At 60.8% G+C, this 25,898-nt stretch carries 28 protein-coding genes; 16 read left to right on the forward strand and 12 right to left on the reverse strand.

What is annotated here, in order from left to right:
* Positions 1 to 119: 119 nt before the first annotated feature.
* Complete coding sequence (locus tag VH564_RS13605) at positions 120 to 1,403, forward strand: nucleotide sugar dehydrogenase (RefSeq protein ID WP_423340368.1); 1,284 nt, start codon at positions 120 to 122, stop codon at positions 1,401 to 1,403.
* Here the strand turns inward: VH564_RS13605 and VH564_RS13610 are convergent.
* Complete coding sequence (locus tag VH564_RS13610) at positions 1,400 to 2,344, reverse strand: UDP-glucose 4-epimerase family protein (protein ID WP_423340369.1); 945 nt, start codon at positions 2,342 to 2,344, stop codon at positions 1,400 to 1,402. The genes VH564_RS13605 and VH564_RS13610 overlap by 4 nt on opposite strands.
* 191 nt (positions 2,345 to 2,535) lie before the next feature.
* Between VH564_RS13610 and VH564_RS13615 the strand changes: the two genes are divergently transcribed.
* The 8 genes from VH564_RS13615 to VH564_RS13650 all read left to right on the forward strand — a co-directional run bounded on the left by VH564_RS13615 (position 2,536) and on the right by VH564_RS13650 (position 7,463).
* Complete coding sequence (locus tag VH564_RS13615; RefSeq protein WP_423340370.1) at positions 2,536 to 3,111, forward strand: sugar transferase; 576 nt, start codon at positions 2,536 to 2,538, stop codon at positions 3,109 to 3,111.
* Between the two features lie 172 nt (positions 3,112 to 3,283).
* A complete protein-coding gene (locus tag VH564_RS13620) occupies positions 3,284 to 4,618 on the forward strand; it encodes an O-antigen ligase family protein (RefSeq protein WP_423340371.1) in 1,335 nt (444 codons plus the stop codon).
* Positions 4,619 to 4,812: 194 nt separating this feature from the next.
* Positions 4,813 to 5,292 carry a chemotaxis protein CheW gene (locus tag VH564_RS13625; RefSeq protein ID WP_423340372.1) on the forward strand — a complete coding sequence of 160 codons (480 nt, stop codon included), beginning with the start codon at positions 4,813 to 4,815 and terminating at the stop codon, positions 5,290 to 5,292.
* A 198-nt stretch (positions 5,293 to 5,490) separates the two neighbouring features.
* The gene (locus VH564_RS13630) at positions 5,491 to 5,700 is read left to right on the forward strand and encodes a cold-shock protein (protein WP_423340373.1); all 210 of its coding nucleotides are present in this window, start codon (positions 5,491 to 5,493) and stop codon (positions 5,698 to 5,700) included.
* Positions 5,701 to 5,923: 223 nt separating this feature from the next.
* Positions 5,924 to 6,166, forward strand: coding sequence for a DUF982 domain-containing protein (locus tag VH564_RS13635; RefSeq protein WP_423340374.1), 243 nt, complete (start codon positions 5,924 to 5,926; stop codon positions 6,164 to 6,166).
* Positions 6,167 to 6,305: 139 nt separating this feature from the next.
* On the forward strand, positions 6,306 to 6,515 hold the full coding sequence (locus tag VH564_RS13640; protein ID WP_423340375.1) for a hypothetical protein: 210 nt from the start codon (positions 6,306 to 6,308) through the stop codon (positions 6,513 to 6,515).
* A 125-nt stretch (positions 6,516 to 6,640) separates the two neighbouring features.
* Positions 6,641 to 7,081: a hypothetical protein gene (locus tag VH564_RS13645; protein ID WP_423340376.1), complete on the forward strand. Its 441-nt coding sequence runs from the start codon at positions 6,641 to 6,643 to the stop codon at positions 7,079 to 7,081.
* A 130-nt stretch (positions 7,082 to 7,211) separates the two neighbouring features.
* The gene (locus VH564_RS13650; protein ID WP_423340377.1) at positions 7,212 to 7,463 is read left to right on the forward strand and encodes a DUF2934 domain-containing protein; all 252 of its coding nucleotides are present in this window, start codon (positions 7,212 to 7,214) and stop codon (positions 7,461 to 7,463) included.
* Positions 7,464 to 7,630: 167 nt separating this feature from the next.
* Here the strand turns inward: VH564_RS13650 and VH564_RS13655 are convergent, their stop codons facing one another.
* The 3 genes from VH564_RS13655 to ubiE form a co-directional block, all read right to left on the reverse strand.
* A complete protein-coding gene (locus VH564_RS13655; protein WP_423340378.1) occupies positions 7,631 to 8,308 on the reverse strand; it encodes a spermidine synthase in 678 nt (225 codons plus the stop codon).
* A gap of 92 nt (positions 8,309 to 8,400) precedes the next feature.
* Positions 8,401 to 9,975 (reverse strand): 2-polyprenylphenol 6-hydroxylase, encoded by a 1,575-nt coding sequence (ubiB, locus tag VH564_RS13660; RefSeq protein WP_423340379.1) that lies wholly within the window; start codon positions 9,973 to 9,975, stop codon positions 8,401 to 8,403.
* A 39-nt stretch (positions 9,976 to 10,014) separates the two neighbouring features.
* Positions 10,015 to 10,791, reverse strand: a complete 777-nt coding sequence (ubiE, locus tag VH564_RS13665) for a bifunctional demethylmenaquinone methyltransferase/2-methoxy-6-polyprenyl-1,4-benzoquinol methylase UbiE (protein ID WP_423340380.1) — start codon at positions 10,789 to 10,791, stop codon at positions 10,015 to 10,017.
* A gap of 170 nt (positions 10,792 to 10,961) precedes the next feature.
* Between ubiE and mutM the strand changes: the two genes are divergently transcribed.
* The 4 genes from mutM (at position 10,962) to dnaA (ending at position 15,537) form a co-directional block, all read left to right on the forward strand.
* A complete protein-coding gene (gene mutM, locus VH564_RS13670) occupies positions 10,962 to 11,852 on the forward strand; it encodes a bifunctional DNA-formamidopyrimidine glycosylase/DNA-(apurinic or apyrimidinic site) lyase (RefSeq protein WP_423340381.1) in 891 nt (296 codons plus the stop codon).
* 15 nt (positions 11,853 to 11,867) lie between these two features.
* Positions 11,868 to 12,641 (forward strand): enoyl-CoA hydratase, encoded by a 774-nt coding sequence (locus tag VH564_RS13675; protein ID WP_423340382.1) that lies wholly within the window; start codon positions 11,868 to 11,870, stop codon positions 12,639 to 12,641.
* A 204-nt stretch (positions 12,642 to 12,845) separates the two neighbouring features.
* Positions 12,846 to 13,121, forward strand: a complete 276-nt coding sequence (gene rpsT / locus VH564_RS13680; RefSeq protein ID WP_423340383.1) for a 30S ribosomal protein S20 — start codon at positions 12,846 to 12,848, stop codon at positions 13,119 to 13,121.
* 856 nt (positions 13,122 to 13,977) lie between these two features.
* Positions 13,978 to 15,537: a chromosomal replication initiator protein DnaA gene (dnaA, locus tag VH564_RS13685; RefSeq protein WP_423340384.1), complete on the forward strand. Its 1,560-nt coding sequence runs from the start codon at positions 13,978 to 13,980 to the stop codon at positions 15,535 to 15,537.
* A 105-nt stretch (positions 15,538 to 15,642) separates the two neighbouring features.
* Here dnaA and VH564_RS13690 read toward each other — a convergent pair whose 3' ends face one another.
* Entirely contained in the window at positions 15,643 to 16,146 is a 504-nt protein-coding gene (locus VH564_RS13690) for a cysteine hydrolase family protein (RefSeq protein WP_423340385.1), read from the reverse strand.
* 340 nt (positions 16,147 to 16,486) lie between these two features.
* Here VH564_RS13690 and VH564_RS13695 point away from each other — a divergent pair, with 340 nt between their 5' ends.
* Complete coding sequence (locus VH564_RS13695) at positions 16,487 to 17,413, forward strand: bifunctional helix-turn-helix transcriptional regulator/GNAT family N-acetyltransferase (protein WP_423340386.1); 927 nt, start codon at positions 16,487 to 16,489, stop codon at positions 17,411 to 17,413.
* 78 nt (positions 17,414 to 17,491) lie between these two features.
* Here the strand turns inward: VH564_RS13695 and hemW are convergent, their stop codons facing one another.
* From hemW to rph, 4 genes are read right to left on the reverse strand one after another with little or no spacing between them, the layout of a single operon-like run.
* Positions 17,492 to 18,691 carry a radical SAM family heme chaperone HemW gene (gene hemW / locus VH564_RS13700; protein ID WP_423340537.1) on the reverse strand — a complete coding sequence of 400 codons (1,200 nt, stop codon included), beginning with the start codon at positions 18,689 to 18,691 and terminating at the stop codon, positions 17,492 to 17,494.
* 15 nt (positions 18,692 to 18,706) lie between these two features.
* Positions 18,707 to 19,351, reverse strand: coding sequence for an RdgB/HAM1 family non-canonical purine NTP pyrophosphatase (gene rdgB, locus VH564_RS13705; RefSeq protein ID WP_423340387.1), 645 nt, complete (start codon positions 19,349 to 19,351; stop codon positions 18,707 to 18,709).
* Between the two features lie 11 nt (positions 19,352 to 19,362).
* The gene (locus VH564_RS13710) at positions 19,363 to 19,776 is read right to left on the reverse strand and encodes a VOC family protein (protein ID WP_423340388.1); all 414 of its coding nucleotides are present in this window, start codon (positions 19,774 to 19,776) and stop codon (positions 19,363 to 19,365) included.
* Between the two features lie 15 nt (positions 19,777 to 19,791).
* Positions 19,792 to 20,508, reverse strand: a complete 717-nt coding sequence (gene rph / locus VH564_RS13715) for a ribonuclease PH (protein ID WP_423340389.1) — start codon at positions 20,506 to 20,508, stop codon at positions 19,792 to 19,794.
* Between the two features lie 165 nt (positions 20,509 to 20,673).
* Here rph and hrcA point away from each other — a divergent pair, with 165 nt between their 5' ends.
* Together hrcA and grpE are read left to right on the forward strand one after the other, a co-directional pair.
* Positions 20,674 to 21,762: a heat-inducible transcriptional repressor HrcA gene (gene hrcA / locus VH564_RS13720; protein WP_423340390.1), complete on the forward strand. Its 1,089-nt coding sequence runs from the start codon at positions 20,674 to 20,676 to the stop codon at positions 21,760 to 21,762.
* 125 nt (positions 21,763 to 21,887) lie between these two features.
* Positions 21,888 to 22,523: a nucleotide exchange factor GrpE gene (gene grpE / locus VH564_RS13725; RefSeq protein WP_423340391.1), complete on the forward strand. Its 636-nt coding sequence runs from the start codon at positions 21,888 to 21,890 to the stop codon at positions 22,521 to 22,523.
* Between the two features lie 357 nt (positions 22,524 to 22,880).
* Here grpE and ptsN read toward each other — a convergent pair whose 3' ends face one another.
* The 3 genes from ptsN to rpoN all read right to left on the reverse strand — a co-directional run bounded on the left by ptsN (position 22,881) and on the right by rpoN (position 25,802).
* The gene (ptsN, locus tag VH564_RS13730) at positions 22,881 to 23,345 is read right to left on the reverse strand and encodes a PTS IIA-like nitrogen regulatory protein PtsN (RefSeq protein ID WP_423340392.1); all 465 of its coding nucleotides are present in this window, start codon (positions 23,343 to 23,345) and stop codon (positions 22,881 to 22,883) included.
* Between the two features lie 68 nt (positions 23,346 to 23,413).
* Positions 23,414 to 23,989, reverse strand: a complete 576-nt coding sequence (hpf, locus tag VH564_RS13735) for a ribosome hibernation-promoting factor, HPF/YfiA family (RefSeq protein WP_423340393.1) — start codon at positions 23,987 to 23,989, stop codon at positions 23,414 to 23,416.
* 247 nt (positions 23,990 to 24,236) lie between these two features.
* A complete protein-coding gene (gene rpoN / locus VH564_RS13740) occupies positions 24,237 to 25,802 on the reverse strand; it encodes an RNA polymerase factor sigma-54 (protein WP_423340394.1) in 1,566 nt (521 codons plus the stop codon).
* Positions 25,803 to 25,898 lie beyond the last annotated feature (96 nt).

A 25,898-nucleotide genomic window follows, 5' to 3' on the forward strand; every position in this document is an offset into this window, starting at 1 on the left:
GCTGTGGCGGGCAGCATCCAACAGCGCCCATACCTGCATCCGCCCTAAAGACACAATTTCAGCTGACATCACCGCTCCCGATGCGTTAACTGCCACGGATCGCCTGAGGAAGAGAATTCGTGAACGAAAAAATTGCAGTGATAGGCCTTGGTTATGTCGGACTGCCGGTCGCCATGGCGTTGGCCGACAAATATGAAGGCGTCATCGGCTTCGATATCAACGCCGCCCGGGTGGAAGCACTGCGCAGCGGCAGCGACTCGACCCGCGAGGTGACGCCGGAGCGTCTTGAACAGACGTCGCTATCGATAACCAGCCGGCTTGAGGACCTCGGCGACCGCACGGTTTTCATCGTCGCCGTCCCCACCCCGATCGACAAGAACCGCCAACCGGACCTCAGGCCGCTGATATCGGCGTCGCGGACCGTCGGCAAAGTGCTAAAGCCAGGTGCCATCGTCGTCTACGAATCCACCGTCTTTCCGGGTGTCACGGAAGAGATCTGCGGCCCCGTGCTGGCCGAGGTCTCAGGCCTTAAGCAAGGTCAGGAATTCCACCTCGGCTATTCACCGGAGCGCATCAATCCCGGCGATCGCGAGCACACTTTCGAGCGTATCGTGAAGGTCGTGTCCGGGGATAACTCCGAGACGCTCGAGCGGGTCGCTGCCATCTACAGCCGCGTCGTCGAGGCCGGCATCCATCGCGCCACCAGCATCCGCGTTGCCGAGGCCGCAAAGGTCATCGAGAACACCCAGCGCGACCTCAACATCGCCCTGATGAACGAGCTGTCGATCATCTTCGAGAAGATGGACATCCGCACCGCCGACGTGCTGGAGGCAGCGCGGACGAAGTGGAATTTCCTGCCCTTCACGCCAGGCCTTGTCGGCGGCCACTGTATCGGCGTCGATCCCTATTACCTGACAGCGAAAGCCGAGGAACTCGGTTACCATCCGGAGGTCATCCTCTCCGGCCGGCGGATCAACGACGGCATGGGGGCCTTCATTGCCCAGAAGCTGATCAAGATGCTGGTTGCAGCGGAAAAGCCGATCAATGGCGCCCGGATCGGTATCTTTGGCCTGACATTCAAGGAGAACGTTCCAGACCTGCGCAACAGCCGGGTGCCCGACATCATTCGCGAGTTGCACCAGTTCGGGCTGCAGCCGTTAATCCACGATCCGATGGCGGATGCCGATGAGGCTGCGCATGAGTATGACGTCCGTTTCACGGATCTGTCCGCCTTTCCGGCCCTTGATGCGCTCGTCCTGGCAGTCCCGCACCGGCAATATCTCGCCGACGACGCGCAGGCCCTGCTTGGCTTGCTGAAACCCGGCGGCGTGGTGGTCGACGTCAAGTCGGCGCTGACTCTTAGCAATCCTGGCCTCAGCGGCCATGCGGTGTGGAGCCTCTAAGTCGAGCGTACATCCTGCTGCAGAAACGCATCAACTGTCCTGGCAAGACCCTCGGCAGTCGAAAATGGCGGCGTCCATCCGGTAATCCGCCGGGTTTCGCCAATGTCGAGTTGCAGCGAGCCAAGCAGCCGCTGCGCGGCTTGCCCCTTGCCAAGGACGGATGCGGCGATCGCCAGCAGGCGAGGCGGCACCGGCAGCAGCCACGCCTTGCGCCCCATGGCGTTGGAAATGCCTCTCAGCAACTGACTGATCGACTGATCGTCGTCGTCGCTGACGAGAAACGTGCGATTGGCAGCGCGCTGCTCGTGGGTGCAGAGGATGATGAAGTCCGTGAGGTTGCCGACGAAGACTAGCGACCTCCTGTTGGCGACGGCGGCGAGCGGCAGTGGCAGGCCGCGCCTGGCGAGCCGCATCAGGCTCGCGAAGTTGGCCTTCACCCCCGGCCCGTAGACAAGCGGTGGGCGGATTGCGACGATCTCCATGCCGGTCTCACGACCCAGCGCGAACAATGCCTGTTCGGCCTCCCATTTGGAGACGCCGTAGGGATCGAGCGGGTCGGGCCGGTCCTCGGCGGTAAAAGGTCGTCCCGGCGTTGTCGCTTCGCCGTTCACCTTGATCGAACTAACAAAGACAAACCTCCTCGCACCGGATGCGGCGGCCTGCCGTGCCAGATTGACTGTAGCCTCGACATTGGCGGCGCGAAAGGCCGCCAGCGGGTCCACCGCCTTCTCGTCCATGACGTGAACCCGTGCTGCGAGATGGACAACGGTCTCGACGCCGATGAGCGCTTCCGACCAGTCCGTACCGGCATGGATTTCGCCAATCGCATGAAATCCCGGCTTCGCCAATCGGCTGACGGGCCTGAAGGCGATGCCGCGTGTGGCGAGGTCTGTACAAAGCGCCGTTCCGACGAAGCCGGTGGCACCGGTGACCAGGATCATGCGCCCGCTCCCGTATCTTTGTCTGGCATCCGGATCATCCTTTTTTCAACTCTGCTCATAGCCGCAAGGTCGGTCGAACGATAGGTGCACAAGGGTCCAGTCCAACGGGGAACCGTGACGACGAGACAATCAGATTGTGAAAATGTCCAGGATATGAGATTCACGCCCAACTTTCAGCTTGGCAGACGCTCATGTTCTATTCCATCGCCAAACGCAGTTTCGACCTGTTCGCAGCCCTGGTCGCAGGGTTGGTGTTTTCCATCCCCATCCTGGTGGTGGCTCTCTGTGTCCGGGCGACGTCTCGTGGCCCCGTTCTCTATTGGTCCGACCGGGTTGGCCGTAACAACCGCATTTTTCGCATGCCGAAATTCCGCAGCATGCGCACCGATACGCCTGCCGTCGCCACTCATCTGCTCGCCGATCCGAAGCAGTACCTGACGCCGATCGGCGCGTTTCTGCGCCGTTCCAGCCTGGATGAATTGCCCCAGCTCTGGTGTATCCTCAAGGGCGATATGAGCCTCGTCGGCCCGCGTCCGGCCCTCTTCAACCAGCAAGACCTTATTGCTCTGCGCACCACCTGTGGCGTCGAAGCCCTGGTGCCGGGACTGACCGGCTGGGCGCAGATCAACGGCCGGGACGAGCTGCCGATCCCGGAAAAGGTTAAGCTCGATGCGGAGTATCTGCAGCGTCGCTCCTTCGGCTTTGACCTTCGGATCATCCTTTTGACGGCGGTCAGGGTTCTGCGGCGGGACGGGGTGACGCACTGAAGAGGTGCGGTCTTCTTGCCATGATGGCAGAAATTTTCTGCCTCTCGCCTCTTGAAAATCTGATCTTCGCTTTACAGCTTCCGGCCGCCTTGGGAATAAGCCTTGGTGGACCAAGAAATGATTGAGCGATCCGGAAACGGTCGCTGGTTACTCCGGGCGATCAGGGAAGATGATGAACACGTCGAATGTCACGAAGCCAAAAAACATCTTGATGATCGTCATGAGCATCGCCTGGCTTGTCGCCGCTTCGGCAGTTTTTGTTGAAACGGATGCCTATCGCTACGCCTGCGCCGTTCTCGCAGCCCTCGCGCTTAGCCACTACCTGACAATGCCGCGTCGGCCGGCAACCAACTGGCTTGGCTGGCTGTGTATGGCGTGGGGCGTTTATGTCGCTGTTCGTTTCCTGCACTTCTATTTCCTGACGCGTCCCCATGAGAGCGGCGCATCGGAATGGCTCTATGCTTTTCCCTTCTTCTTCCCGATCCTCGGCGTCGCCTTTTCAATGACCGAGGCCTGGATCGAGCGCGTCGTCGCTGCATTTTTCGCGATTGCGCTGCTGATGCTCGGCGCGACGTCGAAATTCGGCGCTATTTTCGCAGGTGAAACTGTCAAGCCGCTGATCATGAACAACCAGATTCATGGTGCCGTCGCTTGCGGTCTGATCTTGCTGGCGGCCTATTTCTGGCTGCTTCACTACCTGTCCGACCACAATGCGAAGCCTCACTTGCGCCGCTACGCGCTAGTGGTCTGCCCGCTGGTCATGGTGCTCTGTCTGATATCCATCTACGGCGCCAAATCCAAGGGCGTGTGGCTGGCGCTGACCCTGACGCTGCCAATCGCCGGCCTGCTTTCCCTCACATATCTGCGCGCAAAAGCCGGCTTGTTGGTCATTGTCCTAGCGGCTATCGTTCTTGGTTGCGGCGTTTATGCGGTGCGTCATAACCTCCACAAGACGGCCGGCCCGACCGTTGGAGCGGCGATCTCCATGCTGGAGGGTTTCCAGGACGGCAGCGATTTCGATGGCGTCGTTCGGGGAACAATCGATTCGCCGACCACCCCCGTCTCCATGGATGAGCGACTGCAGCTCTGGTATGATGCGGGTGAGATGATTTCCGCCGCTCCGATCTTCGGTTGGGGGAGCAAATGGGTCGATCAGTTGAACGCGTCGCGCTATCCGAATGTCAGGTACACGCTTTTCCATAACGGCTATCTGGAGATACTGGTGCGTTACGGCATCTTCGGAGCTGCGGTCATGTCGGCGATTTTGGCGGCCCTGTTCTTTTCCGTCTTTCGCGCTTTCAGGGTAGGTGCCATTCCGCGCGCCGCCTTCCATGTCTATGCCGTCGGTCTGCTATTCTTCGCCTTGACGCTGCTCAGCAACTCCAACAACAGGCTGGCGATCGGCGAAAGTCTGGCGCTGCTAAGCTCGGCCTTTGCCTGTTGGTGCAATATGCGCATTACACACGACTATGACATCCTGACAGTACAGCCCGCAGGCAAGTCATGAGGGATATGTTGCGCGGATGCTGGCAATTGAGTGCGTGCCAACACTTGGCCAAATTCCGTTTTACTTAAAACAGCAATCCTTGATTTAATCGAAACCTAAGGGTTTGCCGTCATTCTGCTGTTGACCGACCCGCAAGGCTCTGGGTCGGCCGCATCTACCGATGGCAACAATCCGCTCGGCGGACAGGAGTTTCGATGAACATCGCCCACAAGCAAACGCATTCGAGTGGCGACACGCTCGAAATCCTGTCTTTCCACCTCAATGGTCAGGAGTTTTGCGTGCGGACGACGGCAATTCGCGAGATCCGCGGCTGGGACGCAGCGACGCCAATTCCCCACTCCCCGGCCGAAGTCATGGGCGTGATGAACCTGCGTGGTACCGTCATCCCGATCATCGATCTCTCCCTCAAGCTTGGCATGAAAAGCACCGTTCCCTCCGAGCGAAGCGCAATCGTGGTTGCCGAGATCAACGATACGGCCATGGGCCTGATCGTCGATAGCGTGTCGGACATCCTGACGATCGATGCGGCCTTGTTGCAGCCGGTGCCGAACATGAACGTGCCGGGCGGCACGGTCTATTCCGACGGCATCATCGCGCAGGAAAGCGGCATGATCTGCTTTCTCAATCTCGAGCGCATGTTCGAGGCCGCAGGGCTTGAAAGCCTCGCTGCCTGAGGCGCGGGGCGACCGCAGGACGGGCGGACGTTGACATTGCCCCCGCCGATACCTATCTCAAGCCTATCGATATTGCTTGTTTGACTTTTGTTATTGCACGTATCCTGCGTGCCCTGGACGAACTTCCCCTTCAAAATCGAGAGTGAAACTCGCCGCATCACCGCGGCGATGACTGAAATTATTTGAAAGGGCTTCAAAATGGCCACCGGCACAGTGAAATGGTTTAACTCCACCAAGGGCTTCGGCTTCATTCAGCCAGACAACGGCGATGCCGATGCCTTCGTTCACATCTCCGCCGTCGAACGCGCCGGTATGCGTGAAATCGTCGAGGGGCAAAAGCTCTCCTACGAGCTGGAGCGCGACAACAAGTCGGGCAAGATGTCCGCCGGCAACCTTCAGGCCGTATAAAGCTCTTCTGCCCCTCCCGGCTGCGGCAGGTGCTTGGGGCAAAACATCTTCGAAAGGTCAGGCAGCTTTGCCTGGCCTTTTTGCTTGCCGATTGCATGTCGTTCCGGATCGATCGCCTACCGGCCCGCCGCTGTTCCAAGCGGCGCAGGCCCATCCACACTGATCATAATCAAGTCCTATGGCGACCTCCCCGGAGGCGGGCGCCTATGGCAATGGAGATATCATGCGCCCTACACGATGGAGCGAGGTCGTCACCCTGACGGTCAAGCCAGGCGAATTCATCACGCTGAAGAACCCGGCCGAAGCGCTGCAGTTTCTTGACGGCCCCTGGCCGGGCAGCCCAGGTCCGCGACACGCCGCCGCCCGCCGCTTCTGTCGGGCCGCCATTGCCGGCAACAAGGATTCGGAGGATGCCCGCAAGGTGTTTGTCGAAGCTGCCGAGGAGGCCAGCCTCAAGCCGCGCTGAATGGCAGATCAGGCCATGGTGAAATGAAAATGCACCGTGCGCTTTGCGGCAAGATCCGCGACGTCGATGGCGCCTTTGTCGAGAACGCCCGGGTGAGGCTCACTCAGGCGCAGGAGACAATAACCGACGAGCCGCGGACATGCGAAACGCGCTCGATGCCAGTCCCATGGCTTCCGGCTTCGATGGCCATTCAGGTTTCGCCCGTGCAATCGCGCAAGGCACGGCAAGAGTGCAGGAAGTTCAAGGATCTGGCCCACGGCCGCTGCACAATGGCAAAGATGCCGGTGCTGCCACGTTTTTAATGGGCAAACTGTCGCATTTCTGTCTGAAGGCGAGGACGAAAAAGTGAAGCGCTGTAGACGGACGTCCCAGTCAGTATAAAAACAGACGTTGGCCAGAATAAATTTCATGTTGCTTCGCGTTTCAGCGGGTATTGCATATTAGGTACTTCTTTTACTGGCCTGGGAGCAGGTCATGTTGGACGGTGGATCGATCGCCCTTGAGAATGTACGGGTTCCAGCCGAGAGCCTTGGGCTTTGCTGGTGGGACATGGTGACCAACAAGTTTTGCGGTGATGCCGAGGTTGCACGTATATTTGCGATCGATGCTGAAGAGCTGAAGTCGGGGGTCCCGGTGGAGGCGCTGCTTGGTTGTCTGCATGCCAGCGACCGCAAACGCATCGCAAAGTCGCTACACACCGCCATCATCCAGGATACCGTGTGCCGCGAATCCTACCGCGTGCACCTCGGCAAGGGGCGTTATCGCGAGGTGCTGAGCGTCCTGCGTTGCTTCGGGTATAGCGAAGGCTTACCGACAAACTGCACGGGCTTCATCTGCGAATTGCAAGCAAGCGACATGCAGCCGGCGCCCCCGCCGCAAAACTGGACCAACGTCGTGAGACTCCAGCGAGGCTGAGGAGTTCGCTCGGCGCTGTCCATCCTGAGCTGTGTAGGTGACATTGCGAGCCGCCTGGATCGCGGGAACTTCCCATGGTTGCTTTCGTTAACCGCTGCCGGAAGGCGAAGGTTTAAAGAGGAGTAGACATATGGCCGAAGACCGCGAACGGATGATCCGCGACCGCGCTTACAGCATCTGGGAAGAGCAAGGGCGCCCGCATGGCGACGACATGCGCCACTGGCTTCAGGCTTGGCAGGAACTTGCCGAGCAAGAACCTGCTGTGGAACAAGGCATCAGCAGTCCGCAGGCCACCACCGTCGAGGTAACCGCCAAGCCGGCCGAGAAGCGGACCGAAAAGACCGCCGCGCAACCGAAGGGCTCGCGCAGGAAGAGGTCCTGACCATCCTGCCATCTTGGCATTCGTGAACCGGCATGTGCCAGTCGTGACAGACAATCGCCGCGCCAAGTCGCGGCAATTTCTGGAGCTAAACGCCGTTCGGAAGGCGTTTTATTAGCCGGCAAATATGCCTGCCTAGTCGGCTCCCAGCTGAAGCCTGGCTCTGTCATCTACCCGGCCTTGACGGCGATCCAGATCATGTGACGGGCGCCGCCACGCTTGCCGTTGGCGCGCGTCGCGACCTCGTCGACGGCAAACCGCGCATCTCGAAGCCGCTTGGTAAAGCGGCTGTCGGGGCCGGAAGACCAGACGGCAAGCACGCCGCCGGGTTTCAAAGCATCGCGGGCAGCGAGCAGGCCTTCCCGGTCGTACAGGCCGTCATTGGCGGCGTGCGTCAGTCCGTCCGGTCCATTGTCGACATCCAGCAGGATCGAGTCGTAGCGCCCCTTGCCCTCCCGGATCACCGCCGCGACATCCCCCTCGCGCACGGTGACGCGCGGGTCGTCCAGACACCCATCGAACACTTCCGCCATCGGCCCTCGCGCCCAGGCGACCACAGCCGGCACCAGCTCGGCGACTGTGATTCTTGCATCCTTGGGGAGCGCGCCGAGAGCTGCCCGCAGCGTAAATCCCATACCCAGCCCGCCGATCAGCATCTGCGGTGCGGCGCGGCCGGCCATCCTTTCGCAGCTTAGCGTCGCCAGCGCTTCTTCCGAGCCACTCAGCCTGCTGTTCATCAGCTCGTTTGTGCCGAGCATGATGGAGAACTCGCGGCCACGCTGCTTCAGCCGCAGCTCCCCGCCGCCGTTCGGAATGGATGCGGTATCAAGCAGGGTCCAGGGGATCACAGGCAGCTCTTCATCGTTTGTGCCGTCATGCAGCGTCCGGCGGCAAGGCGTGTCGCCAGACAGGATTGAGATAGAGTTTCGCTCAACAGCCCTCAGCTGAGCTTCCAGGCAATATAGAGCAGCGTCAGGGCGATCAGCCAGAGCGCGATCCGTCCGGAGCGGCTATGTCGCGCCTCGGACTTGCCGATGGCATCTGCTGTCTCCTTGTCGAAGCGCAGACCGCTCTCGCTCATCGCCAGAAGGCGCTGGTGGAAGAGCTCCGTCTTGGCCGCGATCTCGGGCACGGCTTCCGCCAATTTCAGGCCGGCCTTCACCGCGTCCTGCATGTCGCCGAGAATGCGTTTCGGGCCGAGATTGTTGCGGATCCACTCGCCGACCACGGGTTCCGATGCCTTCCACATGTTGAAGCGCGGATTGAGCATCCGCGCCACGCCTTCGACCACCACCATGGTCTTTTGCAGCATGACGAGCTCCGGCCGCGTTTCCATGTCGAACAGCTCGGTGACTTCGAACAGCAGCGTCAGCAGCTTGCCCATGGAGATGGTTTCGGCGGGTTGGCCGTGGATCGGCTCGCCGATGGCCCGGATCGCCTGGGCGAAGCTCTCCGTGTTGTGGTGGGCCGGAACATAGCCCGCCTCGAAATGCACCTCCGCCACGCGCAGATAATCGCGGGTGATGAAGCCGTAGAGGATTTCCGCCAGGAAGCGCCGTTCCTTCTTCCCGAGGCGCCCGACGATGCCCATGTCGACCGCAACGATGATGCCCTGCGGATCGACGAAGAGATTGCCGGGGTGCATGTCGGCATGAAAAAAGCCGTCGCGCAGCGTGTGGCGCAGGAAGGACTGAATCAGCGTGTCGGCGATGTGGTTGAGGTCATGCCCGGAGGCGCGCAAGGCCTCGACGTCGGACATCTTGATACCGTCGATCCATTCCATGGTGATGACATCGCGGCCGGTGCGCTCCCAATCCACCGTCGGGACGCGGAAACCCTCGTCCTTGGCTGTATTCTCGGCAATTTCGGACAGCGCAGCGGCTTCCAGCCGCAGGTCCATCTCGACCCTCGTCGTCTGCTCCAGCGCCTGCGTCACCTCGACCGGACGCAGGCGGCGGCTGGACGGCACGAAGCGCTCCTGCAGCCGGGCCACCAGATACATGACCGAGATGTCGTTGGCGAAGCGCTGGCGCACGCCGGGACGGATGACCTTGATTGCCACCTTGCGGCGGCCCTCGGGCGTCCTGATCTCGGCCGGATGCACCTGGGCGATCGAGGCTGCGGCGATGGGCTCGCCGACGTTGGCATAGAGTTCGTCCAGCGGCCGCCCGAGCGAACCTTCGATATTCGCCTTGGCGGCGGCCATCGGAAAGAAGGCCATGCTGTCCTGCAACTGCGACAGGTCGTTGGCAAATTCGATGCCGACGACATCCGGCCGCGTCGCCAGGAACTGACCGATCTTGGCATAGGAAGGTCCCAGGCGCTCGACGGCCTTTGAAAGCCTGTCGCTGCGGGCCTTGGTCTTGGCGCGCCGGCGGGCGAACAGCGCGACGAACGACTTCGCCAGGCTGACCGACGGCGGCAATCCTTCCGATGGCAGGGCTTCGACCACGCCTTCGCGCACAAGGACCCAGCCGACCCGGAGGAGGCCGAAATACCCACCGAACGTGCTCATGCAGACGGTCCCGAACGGTAAGATTTTCCCGTCATGCGCCTACAGCTTCCAGCCGGAATGCAGCGCCGCGATGCCGCCGGTATAGTTGGTGAAGGAAACGCGGCTGAAACCGGCCTGGCGGATCATCGTCGCGAAGTCCTGCTGGTTGGGAAACTTGCGGATCGATTCGACAAGGTACTGATAGGGTTCTGCCTCGCCGGTGATCGCCTTGCCGAAGCGCGGAATGGCGTTGAACGACCAGGCGTCGTAGACCTTGTCCAGAAGCGGCAGATCGACTTCTGAAAACTCCAGCACCAGAAGCCGCCCGCCGCGCTTCAGCACGCGGTGGGCCTCCTTCAGCGCCACGTCGATGCGCGGCACGTTGCGGATACCGAAGGCGATCGTATAGGCATCGAAGCTGCCGGCCTCGAAAGGCAGCTCTTCGGCGTTGGCCTCGATGAAGGTGAGGTTCTCTGAAATCTTCTTCTTTTCGGCCCGTTCGGCGCCGACGGCGAGCATGGAGCCGTTGATGTCGAGCACGGTGGCGTGCGCCAGCTTGTTGGAAGCCTCGACGATGCGGAAAGCGATGTCACCGGTACCGCCGGCCACATCGAGCACCTTGTAGTCGGGGTCCTTACGCGGATGCAGGGCGCCGATCATCGCGTCCTTCCAGGCGCGGTGGAGGCCCATCGACATGACGTCGTTCATGACGTCGTAGCGCTTGGCGACCTTATGGAAGACGTCGTTGACAAGGCCCTGCTTCTCGCCGCTTGCCACGTCGCGAAATCCGTAGGACGTTTCCATGCCGCCATCGGCGGCGGTGCGGCTGTCTGCCATCACTCAACTCCATTGCTAAATCACCACGGACCGTAGCGAAAATGCCGCTGCCACGCTATCTGATTGCCTGACACTCGGCTTTGCCGATGGTTTAGAACATGGCCGCCGGAAAGCAAAGCGCATTTGGTCGCGGTCGGATCGCCGTTGGTCAGCCTTAAAGATGGATCACCATGCCTGAATTACCAGAGGTCGAAACCGTCCGGCGCGGCCTTGCCCCGGCGATGGAAGGGGCGGAGATCGTCCGATTGGAGCTGCGTCGCGGCGACCTGCGCTTTCCCTTTCCGCTGGAGTTCGCCGCTTCTGTCGCCGGACGCAGGATTGTTTCCCTGTCCCGCCGTGCCAAATATCTTATGATCGACCTCGACAATGGCATGACCGTCATCGCCCATCTGGGCATGTCGGGATCGTTCCGCATCGAAGCTGATATTGCGGCCGTTACGCCGGGCGGTTTTCATCATCCGCGTTCCAAGAACGAGGCCCATGACCACGTCATCTTCCATTTGACGCGCAATGGCGAGCAATCGCGGATCGTCTATAATGATCCGCGCCGCTTCGGCTTCATGGACATCGTCGTCCGCAGCGAGATGGCGTCCCACCCGTTTTTCCGCGACCTCGGCCCCGAGCCAACCGGCAACGCACTGAGCGCGCCCGATCTCGCAAAGCGCTTCGCTGGCAAGGCACAGCCGCTGAAAAGCGCACTGCTTGACCAGAAGATGATCGCGGGCCTCGGCAACATCTACGTCTGCGAGGCGTTGTGGCGGGCACACCTGTCGCCGCTGCGGGCGAGCGGCACTCTCGTCACCAAGGCCGGCAAACCGCGTGAAAAGCTGGTGCTGCTGGTGGCCTCTATCCGGGAGGTGATTGCCGATGCCATCGCCGCCGGCGGCTCGTCGCTGCGCGATCATATCCAGACGGACGGCTCCCTCGGCTATTTCCAGCATTCCTTTTCCGTCTATGACCAGGAGGGGGCGGCTTGCCGGACGCCGGGCTGCAGCGGTACGGTCGAGCGCATCGTCCAGGCCGGCCGCTCGACCTTCTATTGTGCCACCTGCCAGAAATAGTGCGAGGACAAATCCATGGCCTATGAAACCCTGATCGTCGAAACCTACGGCGCCGTCGGCCTCATCCGACTCAACCGCCCGGAGGCGCTCAACGCGCTGAACGCGACCATGCTCGGCGAACTCAAGGTCGTCTATGACGCTTTCCACGGGGATGACGCCATCGGCGCCATCGTCCTGACCGGTTCAGACAGGGCCTTTGCCGCCGGCGCCGATATCAAGGAAATGCAAGCCCTGCAGTTCGTCGACGTCTACACTGCGGATTTCCTCAGCGGCTGGGACGAGATCGCCAAGGCCCGCAAGCCGATCATCGCCGCCGTTGCAGGCTTCGCGCTCGGGGGCGGCTGTGAACTGGCGATGATGTGCGATTTCATCATCGCCGCCGAAACCGCGAAGTTCGGCCAGCCGGAGATCACGCTCGGCATCATACCCGGCATGGGCGGCTCGCAGCGCCTGACGCGCGCGGTCGGCAAGGCCAAGGCGATGGACCTCGTGCTGACCGGCCGCATGATGGATGCCGCCGAGGCCGAGCGATCGGGTCTTGTCGCGCGCGTGGTGCCGGCCGAAAAGCTGCTGGAGGAAGCCCTGGCGGCGGCCGGCAAGATTGCTTCCCACTCCCGCCTCTCGGTATTGATGGCCAAGGAGGCCGTCGGCCGGGTCGCGGAGACCTCGCTGGAGGAGGGGTTGCGCTTCGAGCGGCGCCTGTTCCAGAGCCTGTTTGCCACCGAGGATCAGAAGGAAGGCATGGCTGCCTTCGTGGCCAAGCGCAAGCCGGAATTCAAAAACCGGTAAGGCTGGAGGCAATGGTGGAAAACGCAGGCGGCGCCGGTTTTTCCGGAATCCGCGTTGACGACCCGGCGCTTTAAGGTTATATGCCCGCCACAGTTTGGAAAGCCTATCTGGTTTTCCGCGATTGCTCCCGCATTGCTGGATGACAGGACCGCGAGTTCTGGCGCGACGATGACGGGACTTTGTTCGAATTCTAGAGAGGCATACATGGCCAATACCAGCTCGGCAAAAAAAGCGACCCGCAAGATTGCTAGCCGTACAGACGTCAACAAGGCGCGCCGTTCGCGCGTTCGTACATTCGTTCGCCAGGTCGAGGAAGCCATCGCTTCCGGCGACGTTGCTCTGGCAACGGCAGCCTTCAAGGCGGTCGAACCTGAACTGGCTCGTGCAGCCAGCAAGGGCGTGGTTCCCGCCAATACGGCATCGCGCAAGGTGTCGCGTTTGGCCAAGCGTGTGAAGGCGCTTTCGGCTCCCGCCGCTTAAGTTTTATCGAACGATTGCATCGTTAAGATCAGAGCCCGGCCATTGGCCGGGCTTTTCGGATTCAGCTTTTTCCACAGCCCGCGCCAAACATATGTGTCAAAATAATGTCGTCGGCGTGACGCAAAAAGAAGTTGTAAATCAGAGGCTTGGCGGAATTTAAGGGCGTAGATTGCGGCTTTTTCCGCCAGTCGGCTCGGCCAATTGAGTCAAGAAGTTTATTATTTTTTTTGTTTTTCGACGTGTCGAAAATGCACCAAGGGTGAATCCCCTTGATTCAAAAGCGATTCTTTTTTGACAGGGTCGTGACAGCCAAAATTGGCTGCGGGAGTCAATGGCAAACCCTCCAATCGGTGCAAAAATGCCCGTTGATCTTGTGGTCCGATCCTGCCTAAATGAAATCCAGCAAGGGGCGCGGCTTCATCCGAAACGGCTTTGGCGAACGCTGCCATTTCAGGCAGGGTGGATAGTTTTGTCTCTTGCGACGGAGCGTTAGTTTCCGTTTTTTCATAAAGTTGACGCGTTCAAGCCGGAAGACAGCGATGTTTCCCGAAGGCGGGCGTATGTCCCGAAAGCTGATTTTAATGTCGGTTTGGACGAGACAAGAATGAATGGCCACTACGGCGCAGCCGCTCGGTAAGCGAGGACCGGAGAGTTGCGACGAGGCGAGACGATCGAGGATGGAAGCCGCTTGATTGCGGAATTCGTCAATGACGTTGCGCTGCTCCTATGTGGGCTGTGGATGATGAACCGATGCGTGGCGGCGAAGCTCAGTAGGAGCCGTAACCCCACCATCTTGCGAGAAAATATCGGGCGGCGTTCCTTCGCCCGACAGGACTGAATTCTGGAAGGCGGCGAAATGCAGATGAATACGATGACGACCGGCGCGCTGGTAAAAGGTGGCGACGGTGCGCAGCAGGCGTTGAGCACGAGTTGCCTTGAAGTGGCGGGGGACAAAGCAGACATGAAGCATGGTGTATTGTTCGAGCGTGTGAGCGCACGTTTGAAGGCGCAGGTCGGTGCCGACGTATACGCCAGCTGGTTTGCCCGATTGAAGCTTCACTCCGTCTCAAAGAGCGTCGTTCGTCTCACGGTCCCGACCACCTTTTTGAAGTCATGGATCAACAACCGTTATCTCGACATGATCACCAGCCTGTTCCAGGCCGAGGATGCCGAGATCCTCAAGGTCGAGATCCTCGTCCGCACCGCCCAGAGGCACGGCGTAAAAGCTGCAACGGTCGATGAGCAGGTCGTGGTACCCGATAGCGGCTCCGTTGCCGCCCTGCGCCGTCCGACGGCCCAGCCTGCGGGCCAGGCCGTGGCGCAAGCCGTCACGGCAGCGGGTGCTGCCCGCACGCCGAGCTTCGGTACACCGCTATTTGGCTCGCCGCTCGACGCCCGCTACACCTTCGATACATTCGTCCAGGGCAGTTCCAACCGCATCGCGCTTGCAGCCGCAGAGACGATCGCCGAAGCTGGCGCCGGTGCCGTGCGCTTCAATCCGCTATTCCTGCATTCGAGCGTTGGCCTCGGCAAGACCCACATGCTGCAGGCAATCGCCAATGCTGCCGTCCGCAATCCGCGCGCGCTGCGTGTCGTCTATCTGACGGCCGAATATTTCATGTGGCGCTTTGCCACCGCCATCCGCGACAACGATGCGCTGACCCTCAAGGAATCGCTGCGCAATATCGACCTTTTGATCATCGATGACATGCAGTTCCTGCAGGGAAAGATGATCCAGCACGAGTTCTGCCATCTGCTCAACATGCTGCTCGACAGCGCCAAGCAGGTCGTCGTTGCCGCAGACCGCGCACCCTGGGAGCTGGAATCGCTCGATCCGCGCGTCCGCTCGCGTCTTCAGGGCGGCGTTGCCATCGAGCTCGAGGCCCCCGACTACGAGATGCGTCTCGAAATCCTCAATCGCCGCCTGGCCGCTGCCCAGATCGAGGATCCGTCGCTGGAAATTCCGGCCGAGCTTCTGTCGCACGTTGCCCGCAGCGTGACGGCCAGCGGTCGTGAGCTGGAAGGCGCCTTCAATCAGCTGGTGTTCCGTCGCTCCTTCGAGCCGAACCTGACGGTCGAGCGCGTCGACGAGCTGCTCGCCCATCTGGTCGGGTCAGGCGAGCCGCGCCGGGTGCGTATCGAGGACATCCAGCGTGTCGTCGCCCGCCATTATAATGTGTCGCGCCAGGAACTGGTTTCGAACCGTCGCACGCGGGTTATCGTCAAGCCGCGCCAGATCGCCATGTATCTGGCCAAGACCCTGACACCGCGCTCCTTCCCGGAAATCGGTCGCCGCTTTGGTGGACGTGATCACACCACGGTGCTGCATGCCGTCCGCAAGATCGAAGAGCTGATTTCGGGCGATACCAAGTTGTCGCATGAGATCGAGCTGCTGAAGCGGCTGATCAACGAATAGAGATCGTCAAACCAAACGAGACGGCCTGCATGCGCCGGCCGTCTTGTTGTCAGGGAAGCGCGAACTCTAATCCGCGCGCCAATATCCGGTGAGCCGTGACGTCGCTTACATCCAGACGTCCGAAGCCGTCGAAACCTGCAGTTTCGAATTCAGCGCATTGAGCGCGATGCGGTGCACGACTTCTGTCGGCGCCGTGCAGAGATCGCCGATTACCCGAACCTTGAATTCGTCCGCCGCCCGCGATATCGCGGTAAATACCACGCAGTTCTGCGTCATCATTCCGCAAACGAGCAATTCCTCCGTTCCGGCGAGGTGGGTCGCCAGATCGGTGTCCTGAAAAGCGTCCGCGCTGCGCTTGATGACAACGGGAGCGTCGCCTGCGGCTGCGAGGATGTCGGGACGGATGGCAGTCCCAGCGCCACCAGCGGCAAAGAGGCCGGTCGTGGCTGTCGAAACATGCTGTACGAGAACGATCTTGTCGCCGGCGGCGCGCGCTTGGGCAATCGCCGAGACGATCCGTCCCTCGGTTTCCTCACCCTGCCACAGCGGGAGCGCACCGTTCGGGAAATAGTCCTGCTGAATGTCGATCACGAGAAGGGTACGGGTCATCTGAAAATCTCCTGAGAAGCCTGCCTGTGTTCTAGCAGGTAACGGCAGGTTCACGAGGGGGCATGACGCTACGGTCTCGAATAAACTCTAAGTTGGCCTCGGACGCCAGGTCGCGACCGATTATTTGGTGCGGGTGGGTCGCCCTGAAAACGGGCGCGATCTTCCCGACTCTCGATGCCGTCGGGCTGTCATGCGAATTCCTTAGCCGGGCATCAATCCGAAAGGCAAAGCCATGGAGCGGCGGGCTGCGACCAAATCCACATTCTGGCGCACCCGCCGCTATTGTTGATTCAATCAACAATCTATATGGTTGATTCAGTCAACCGTATAGGGATGTGTTATGGCAAGCGACGCTGACGAACAGGACATAGACGCCCTTCGTGCTTTCAACCGCATCTACACCAAACGGATCGGCCTGCTGAACGCCCATCTCGACAGGAGCCCGTTTACGCTGAGCGAGGCGCGCGTTCTCTACGAGCTGGCGTATCGAGCCGACCCCACCGCAGCTGAAATAGGCCGAGCCCTCGATCTTGACCGCGCTCAGGTCAGTCGGACCCTGAAGCGTTTTGCCAGCCGCGGATTGCTGGACACGCGAGCACAGGAAGGCGATGCTCGAAACGTCCTTCTGTCTCTGACGGAGGCCGGCCGCACGGCATTTGCGGCCCTTGAAGGCAACACGCGCGACGCGGTCGGCGGATTGCTCCATGGCCTGCCGCCGTCGGACCGCCGTAGTCTCCTGTGGGCGGCCCAGACAATGACGCGGATTTTCGAGGCAGACCCGACGAAAGCCCTGACGTTGCGCGATCCGCGACCGGGCGATCTGGGCTGGATCGTTCATCGCCAGACAGTGCTGTATGCGCATGAATATGGCTGGAACAGCGACTATGAGGCGTTGGCCGCGAAGATCCTGGCTGATTTCCATCAGTTCTTCGATGCCGCAAAGGAGGGGGCCTGGATTGCCGAGCTTGACGGCAGGATCGTCGGTTCGATTTTTCTGGTGCGGAGCGATCAGCCTGATGTCGCCAAGCTGCGGCTGCTCTATGTCGAACCCGAGGCGCGCGGAACAGGGGTGGCGAGGATGCTCGTCGATGCCTGCATCGAACGGGCGCGTGCCTGCGGTTATGCGCGATTGGATCTATGGACGAATTCCGTACTGACCGCCGCGCGGCGGCTCTACCAACGCGCCGGGTTCAAGCTTGTCAACGAGGCCCCGCATCACGCCTTTGGCCACGATCTCGTCGGCCAGACCTGGTCGCTCGATTTATGAATGAAGGCCGCTCAGCCTGCGAGGGTGAGGCGGTACTGAAGTGCTTGCACCGCCTTGTCCATTCACCAACGCCTGATTTCAGCAGGCGAGGTCTGCCACCACGGAATCGAGGATCAGCATGCCGGCCGGCGTGCAGCGCAGCCGCGAATTGCCGATGCGCTCGATGAAGCCGTGCTCGAGCAGGAATTCCTCGCGCTTCGGGTCCGGCTCGCGGCCGGAGTAATGCTGCCAGCGAACGAGATCGATGCCTTCCTTCAGCCTCAGCCCCATCAGCAGCAATTCGTCGGCCTGCTCGTCATAGCCGAGCATTTCCTGGTCGAGAATGCCGTGGCCGTCGCGCTCGACCATGTCGAGCCAGCTCTCCGGCTTGCGCTCGGTGGCCGTTGCCAGCTTGTTGTGGCCCTGGCTGAGCCGACCATGGGCGCCGGGCCCGATGCCGGCATAGTCGCCATATCGCCAATAGGTGAGGTTGTGACGGCTTTCGGCGCCGGGGCGTGCATGATTGGAGACCTCGTAGGCCGGCATCCCCTCGCGCTCGGTGATCTCCTGGGTCGCCTCGTAGAGCAGGGCCGACTGGTCCCCGTCTGGAACGACCAGCTTGCCTGCCTTGTGCAGGCCGAAGAAGGGCGTGCCTTCCTCGATCGTCAGCTGGTAGAGCGAAAGGTGATCGACGGCATAGGACATCGCCTGCTTCAATTCGCGTTCCCAGTCTTCGACCGTCTGGTCAGGGCGGGCATAGATGAGGTCGAAGGACATGCGCGGAAAGATGTCGCGTGCGAGCCCGATCGCCTTCAGGGCGTTCTCGGTGTTGTGCAGGCGGCCGAGAAACTTGAGATCGCGATCGTTCAAGGCCTGAACGCCGAGCGAAACCCTGTTGACGCCGGCCGAACGATAGCCGCGAAAGCGCTCCGCCTCGACACTGGAGGGGTTGGCCTCAAGCGTGATCTCGATGCCATCGGGGACGTGCCAATGTTGAGCGATGCCGTCGAGGATGGCACCGACAGTCTCCGGCGTCATCAGCGATGGCGTGCCGCCGCCGAGAAAGATGCTGGTCACCGTCTTCGGGCCGCTCAGCTGGCGCATCGACGCCATTTCCCTGAGGAAGGCGGCGGTAAAGCGGGGCTGGTCGACAGGCTGGTGGCGGACGTGGCTGTTGAAGTCGCAATAGGGACATTTGGCGGCACAGAACGGCCAATGCACGTAGACGCCGAAACCGGGTTCGCCGGTATCGGGCAGAAGGGGGGCGTCGCGCAACAGCGCGCTATGCGAATCGACAATGTTCACCGGACTATCCTACGCCTGCAATCCGGTTTCGACAAAGCGCTTGAATGCCCGCGCCCGGTGCGAGAGCGCTTCCGGTTCGCCCGGCTTCCAGCCATGCTTTTCCTGCGCGGTCATCTCGCCAAATGTGACGTCATGGCCGGTCGGCTGGAAGATCGGATCGTAGCCGAAGCCGGCGCTGCCGCGCGGCGGCCAGGCAATGGTGCCTTCGACTTCGCCGCGGAACAGCTCGGTGTGGCCATCCGGCCAGGCGAGGCAGAGGACGCTCACAAAGTGCGCGCCGCGCTTGTCCGCCGTCGTCGCCCCGACTTTCTGTAGCGCGGTCTCGACCTTCTGCATCGCCATGGCGAAATCGCGCGTGCCGTCGGCGGTTTCCGCCCAGTTGGCGGTGTAGACGCCGGGATCGCCACCGAGCGCATCGACGACGAGGCCGCTGTCGTCGGACAGCGCCGGCAGGCCGGAAGCCTTGGCGGAGGCCAGCGCCTTGATGATCGCATTTTCCTCGAAGGTCGTGCCGGTTTCATCGGGCTCGACGAAATTGAGTTCGGCGGCCGATTTGGCGACAAATCCCATCGGGCCGATCAGGTCTGCGATTTCGGCGATCTTGCCGGCATTGTGGCTGGCAACGACGATGGTCTTAGTTTCGAGCTTGCGCATGGGTATTCCTGTCAGATGGCCCAGAGGCCGGGTTCGGCGCATTCCAGACTGTTGCCCGCCGGATCGCGGAAGTAAATCGAGCGCGCGCCGTTCGGCCAGAGAAAATCGGCCTCGATCGAAACGCCGGCAGCGCGGAGGCTCTGCACCATGGCATCCAGATTTTCGGCGGCGACGCGGAAGCAGGCATGCCCGCTTCCGACCGTCCCGTGCGACGGCACCGGAAGCGCTTCCGCCGGAGCAGGTTTTACAGTCTCTTCCCGGTTGAAGACCAGCAACACGCCGGGCCCGCAGCGGAAGAAGATGTGCCGGTCGCTCTGGCGGGTGATTTTTACCAGTCCGAGCGTCGTTCCGTAGAATGCCTCCGCCTCGTCGAGATCGTCGACATAGAGCGCGGTTTCCAGGATGCCTTCAATCGTGGCGGACATGGCTTCCTCCGTCGATCAGCCGATCGCCTGCTTCTGCATCGCAACGAGTTCTTGGCAGCCATTCTTGGCAAGGCCGAGCAGCGTCAGGAATTCCTCTTCCGAAAACGGCTTGCCTTCGGCCGTGCCCTGGATTTCGACGATGCCGCCCGTGCCGGTCATGACGAAATTGGCGTCGGTTTCCGCCGACGAATCCTCGAGATAGTCGAGATCGATGACCGGCTGGCTGGCGAAGATGCCGCAGGAAATGGCGGCGACATGGTCTTTCAGGACGCGGTCGAGCTTGATCATGCTGCGGCCTTCCATCCACTTCAGGCAGTCGTGCAGCGCGATCCAGGCACCGGTGATCGACGCCGTCCGGGTGCCGCCGTCTGCCTGGATGACGTCGCAGTCGAGGCTGATCTGGCGCTCGCCGAGCGCCTGCAGATCGACCACGGCGCGCAGCGAGCGGCCGATCAAACGCTGGATTTCCTGGGTGCGGCCACTTTGCTTGCCGCTTGCGGCCTCGCGCTTCATGCGTTCGCCGGTGGCGCGCGGCAGCATGCCGTATTCGGCGGTGACCCAACCCTTGCCGCTGTTGCGCAGCCATGTCGGTGTTTTTTCTTCAAGGCTGGCGGTGACCAGCACATGGGTATCGCCGAACTTGACCAGGCACGAGCCTTCGGCGTGCTTGGAGAAATTGCGCTCGAACGAGACCTTGCGCATCTGGTCGGTTTTTCTGCCTGAAGGCCGCATGTTATACTCCTGATGGTGTTGACCCGCTTCTACGATTGACTGCCCACTTTTGCAAAGAAAAAGCAGGCTGGCACCCTTGGCCAGGCTCTGCGGCATTTTCCTTTGTCATTGCCGCACGAGCAGCTATAACTTCATGAGGATCAACGGATTGGGCATGACGGCGATATGGGAGTTTTGACATCGTCGATTTCAGAGGCAATTTCCGCACTCGACGAACGCTCGAAGGAAGTTTTCCGCCGCATCGTTGAGAGCTACCTGGAATATGGCGAGCCGCTAGGGTCGCGCAGCCTCTCGAAATTGCTGCCGATGTCACTATCGCCGGCCTCGATCCGCAACGTGATGAGCGATCTCGAAGAGCTCGGCCTGATCTACTCACCGCATATAAGCGCCGGCAGGCTTCCGACCCAGATCGGCCTGCGCTTTTTCGTCGATGGCTTCATGCAGGTCGGCGACCTCTCGGCCGAGGACCGCGCCACCATCGATCGTCAGATCCGCGGCAGCAATCGCGATCAGCCGATGCAGTCGGTGATGTCGGGTGCAAGCCAGATGCTGTCAGGCATCTCGCGTGGAGCGGGCATTGTTATCACCACCAAGAGCGACCCGGTGCTGAAACATGTCGAGTTTATCCGCCTGGAACCGACCAAGGCACTGGCCGTGCTCGTCGGCGAGCATGACCAGATCGAGAACCGCATCATCGAACTTCCGGCCGGAGTGACGTCGTCGCAGCTGACGGAGGCCGCCAATTTTCTGAACGCCCATATGACCGGGCAGACACTACCCGCCCTGCGCACGCAGTTGCAGACCTCGAAGAACGATGTCCGCCACGAACTGGATGTTCTCTCTCGCGATCTGGTCGAGCGCGGCATCGCGGTCTGGTCGGGCGACGATGACGAAAGCAAGCCCGGGCAACTGATTGTGCGCGGAAGGGCCAACCTGCTCGAGGGCCTTGCAGACGCTGGCGATCTCGACCGGTTGCGCATGCTGTTCGACGATCTGGAAAAGAAAGACAGCCTGATCGAGTTGCTCAATCTCGCCGAAACCGGGCCCGGGGTAAGGATCTTCATCGGCTCGGAAAACAAGCTGTTTTCTCTGTCGGGCTCGTCCCTCATCGTGGCACCCTATCGGGACAGCGATGAGAAGATCGTCGGCGCTGTCGGCGTGATCGGTCCGACGCGGCTGAACTATGCCAAGATCGTGCCGATGGTCGACTACACCGCGCAGCTGATTTCCCGCCTGTCGCGCAACGGGTTATAGCGCCGTCGCGCTCAATCGCGGCGATTGTCGGCAAATCGCCGGTTCTTCATCCGTAAGCCTTGATTTTTCGCGGTCAAACCTCGATATCGGGCACATCCTAGAGACCATCCAATTCGGAGACTGTCATGATCGTCGATACGACCAATGATACACACGACGCCACGCCCAACGAGAACATCGAAGAGTTCGCGCCGGATGTGGATGACGCTGCGGAAGCAGCGCCGTCGGAGCCGGATCCCATCGAAGTATTGAAGGGCGAAAACGCCGAACTGCGCGATCGCTATCTGCGGCTGGCCGCTGAAATGGACAACCTGCGTCGCCGCACCGAGCGCGAAGTCAAGGACGCCAAGTCCTACTCCGTGGCCGGCTTTGCCCGTGACATGCTGGCTGTTTCCGACAATCTTCGCCGCGCCATCGATGCCATCCCGGCCGACGTCCGCGCCGGGGCCGATGCCGGACTGTCGACATTGATCGAAGGTGTGGAGATGACCGAACGCTCCATGCTGTCGACGCTTGAGCGCCACGGCGTGCGCAAGCTCGAGCCGGTCGGCCAGAAGTTCGACCCTAACTTCCATCAGGCCATGTTCGAGATCCCCAACACGGAAGTGCCGAACAACACGGTGGTCCAGGTTGTGCAGGACGGCTACAGCATCGGCGAGCGCATCCTGCGCCCAGCCATGGTTGGTGTTGCCAAGGGCGGCCCGAAGATCGTCGAGACCGAGAACGGCGCCAACAGCCCGTTCGACGAAAAAGACGCCTGATTTTTGGTGGGCGAGCTCAGAAGAAGCTCGTCCAAGTTAACGTCTCAACTCGTCTGGAGTGGCCGCTCTTTTGGCGGTCGCTCGTTGCAGCATCTATCCTCCCTCGTCCTCGTCCTCGCCCTCGTGGCGGGGATCCAGCGCACCGCGTCTGCGGCGCAAAAGACCCTCCCGATAAAGACGCCTTCGTTTTGACAAGTCGCTCACGGCGTAGACGCGCCGTGGCTGGATTGCTGTGACGAGCATAGCAAGGTGGGAGAGTGAAAGGAGCGAGTCAATCGCTATCACGGCGTCGGCGGCGCATATCTCCGCAGTGTCACACCGGAAAGCCGTAGCCACTGGAGCTACGGCGGCAAGAGATCAGGCGGCGTTCGAAGCCTGCTCTTCGTTGAGAAATGCATAGATCGCCGAGGCCGATTCCGTTGCCCTCAGCTTGGCCACCAGATCCTGGTCGCGCAGCACGCGAGCGATGCGCGACAGCGCCTTCAAGTGGTCGGCGCCGGCGCCCTCGGGTGCCAGAAGCAGGAAGACCAGATCGACGGGCTGATCGTCCAGCGCCTCGAAATCGACCGATGCGTCCAGTCGAGCGAATACGCCGATGATCGTCTTGACACTTGGCAGCTTGCCGTGAGGAATGGCGATGCCATTGCCGACGCCCGTCGAACCCAGCCGCTCGCGCTGCAGGATGACGTCGAAAATATCCCGCTCTGGCAGCCCCGTCAGCTTGGAAGCTTTCGCCGCCATTTCCTGAAGAAGCTGTTTCTTGGAGTTTGCCTTCAGGGCAGGGATAATCGCGTCTTGCTGAAGCAGATCTGCCAAAGCCATTCTTTTTTCCTCGTGTGCCGGGATGCTCCCGGAAGAGCGGCGGGTAACCCGCCGCTCACCGTGCTGTCTCAGCCCTTGATGCTAGCTGCGTCTATCCAGCCGATATTGCCGTCATGACGACGATAGACGATGTTCAGTTCCTTGCCGGCGCTGCGAAACATCAGCACCGGTTCGTCGGTCATGTCGAGCGCCATAACAGCGTTCGCCACCGACATCGTCTTCAATTGCTTCGAACTCTCGGCGATAATCGCCGGTGCAAAATCGTCGGCGACCTCATGGTCCTCATCCGGCATGCCGTCCATCACGGTGTAGGCCACTTCACCAAAGGCATCGTCGGCAGGATTGGTCGCATGATGGTCCTTCAGCCGCCGCTTGTAGCGACGCAGGCGCTTCTCGATGCGCTGCTGAGCAGCATCGAAGGCCACTTGCGGATCCATCGCCTCACCGGCGGCGTGCAGGATGACGCCGCTGTCGAGGTGAAGCTTGCAGTCCGCAGCGAACCGCGAACTCGACTTCTGCACCGTAACCTGCCCCGAATAGCCTCCGTCGAAGTATTTGGTGACTGCCATATCGATCTGCTCTTCGATCCGCTGCCGAAAGGATTCGCCGATTTCCATATGTTTACCGGATACACGCACACTCATGGAGTTTCCCTTTTTGTAGTGGTTGCGCCGGCTAGCTTACGCCAAGCGTCTAGCTCATCCAAGCACTTCGCACGATCTTTGACAAAAAGCCTCGGTCGACGAAAAGTGGGGAGAAGCGGGATTTCCTCGAATGATGATGCCTTGCACCGGATTGCGGCGGGCTTCTAGCGCCGACGCTGTCGAGAGTCAACAGCCCATCCGCGCGCATAGGGGAAAAGTGCACCATGAAGTTGAATTAGTGCTAGGCCTAGAAGCCTGCAACCCTTGCCATGGCTCGCTTTTCACGCCGCCGCTGGACGGAGGAGGGGATGTTCATCGCCTCCCGATATTTCGCAACCGTGCGCCGAGCGAGCTCAACTCCACTCTTCTTCAGCGTGTCTACGATGTCGTCGTCGGAGAGCACATTGTTCGGCGCCTCCTGGACAATCAGCTGTCTGATGCGATGGCGCACGGCCTCCGCGGAATGGCTGTCGCCGCCCTCCACGGCGCCGATCGATACCGTGAAAAAATATTTGAGTTCGAACAGGCCGCGCGGCGTCAGCATGTACTTGTTGGACGTGACGCGGCTGACGGTTGATTCGTGCATCTTGATGGCATCGGCAACGGTCTTCAGATTGAGCGGTCGCAACTGGCTGACGCCGTTCATCAGGAAGGCGTCCTGCTGCCGGACGATCTCGCTTGCTACCTTCATGATCGTCTTGGCGCGCTGGTCAAGGCTGCGGGTCAGCCAATTGGCGGTTTGCAGGCATTCGGAGAGGAAGGCGTAGTCATCGCCGGTTTTCGATATGCGCGCGAAATAGGACTGGTTGACCAACACCCTTGGCAGCGTATCGGGATTGAGCTCCACCTGCCAACTGCCGTCCTGCGCGGATCGCACCACGATGTCGGGGGTGATTGCCTCTGTATTGCTGGTTTCGAAGTTGCTGCCCGGCTTGGGGTTGAGCTGGCGGATTTCGCTCATCATGTCGAGAAGGTCTTCCTCATCGACGCCGCAGAGCCGCTTCAGCGTTACGAAGTCGCGGCGCGCCAGAAGCTCCAGATGCTGCAGCAACCGCTCCATCGCAGGGTCGAGCCGATCCTTTTGCTGCAGTTGGATGGCAAGGCACTCGGACAGGGAGCGCGCGAACACGCCAGGAGGATCGAGCGTCTGAAGCGCTGAGAGAACACGTTCGACTTCGGCGCAGGCGGTACCGAGACGCGCCGCGGTCTCGGCGACTTCTCCGCGAAAATAGCCGGCGTCATCGAGCTGGTCGACGAGATGCTCCGCGAGCATGCGGTCGACGCGGGAATTGAGGGCAAAGGGGATCTGCTGGTTCAGGTGATCCCGCAACGAGATTTGCCCGGCCACGAAGTCGTCCAGTTCGTAGCGCTCGGCTGCCTCGGTATTGCCGGGCATGGATTTCCACTGACTGACGAGCTCGGGAGCGTCCAGGCGCTGCGGCGGCCCGTCGTCGGGATAGACATTGCTAAAATTGCTGTCGAGCTCGTCGTTCAGTCGCTCGGTATGGCCGCTGCCGCCGCTCTCGTACCAGTCGCTCGCGAGTTCGCCGCTCTGGCGCTCGGCAGCGGCATCGTCGGCCCGCCCATCGTCGGACACACCGCGGCTGTCCTCTTCCGGTTCTCGGCTGTTGCCGCTGCCCAATTCACCGTCATCAGATGAAAATTCGAGCAGCGGATTCTTTTCGACTTCTTGGGCTATGAATTGGTTGAGTTCGAAATGCGTCATCTGTAGCAGCTGAATGGACTGCATCAGCTGCGGCGTCATGACCAAACTTTGGCTTTGGCGCAGGAAAAGATTGGCGGATAAGGCCATGACGGACGCAGAACTCCCCTTCGATCCCTCTGGGAAACGCTGCTACCGCTTTGAAACGGTCAGCATTTTCCAACTGGCCCAAAAATTGCTTTTTTA

Origin of the sequence: Rhizobium sp. HT1-10 (assembly GCF_049472505.1) — a bacterium.
GTDB lineage: Bacteria > Pseudomonadota > Alphaproteobacteria > Rhizobiales > Rhizobiaceae > Rhizobium.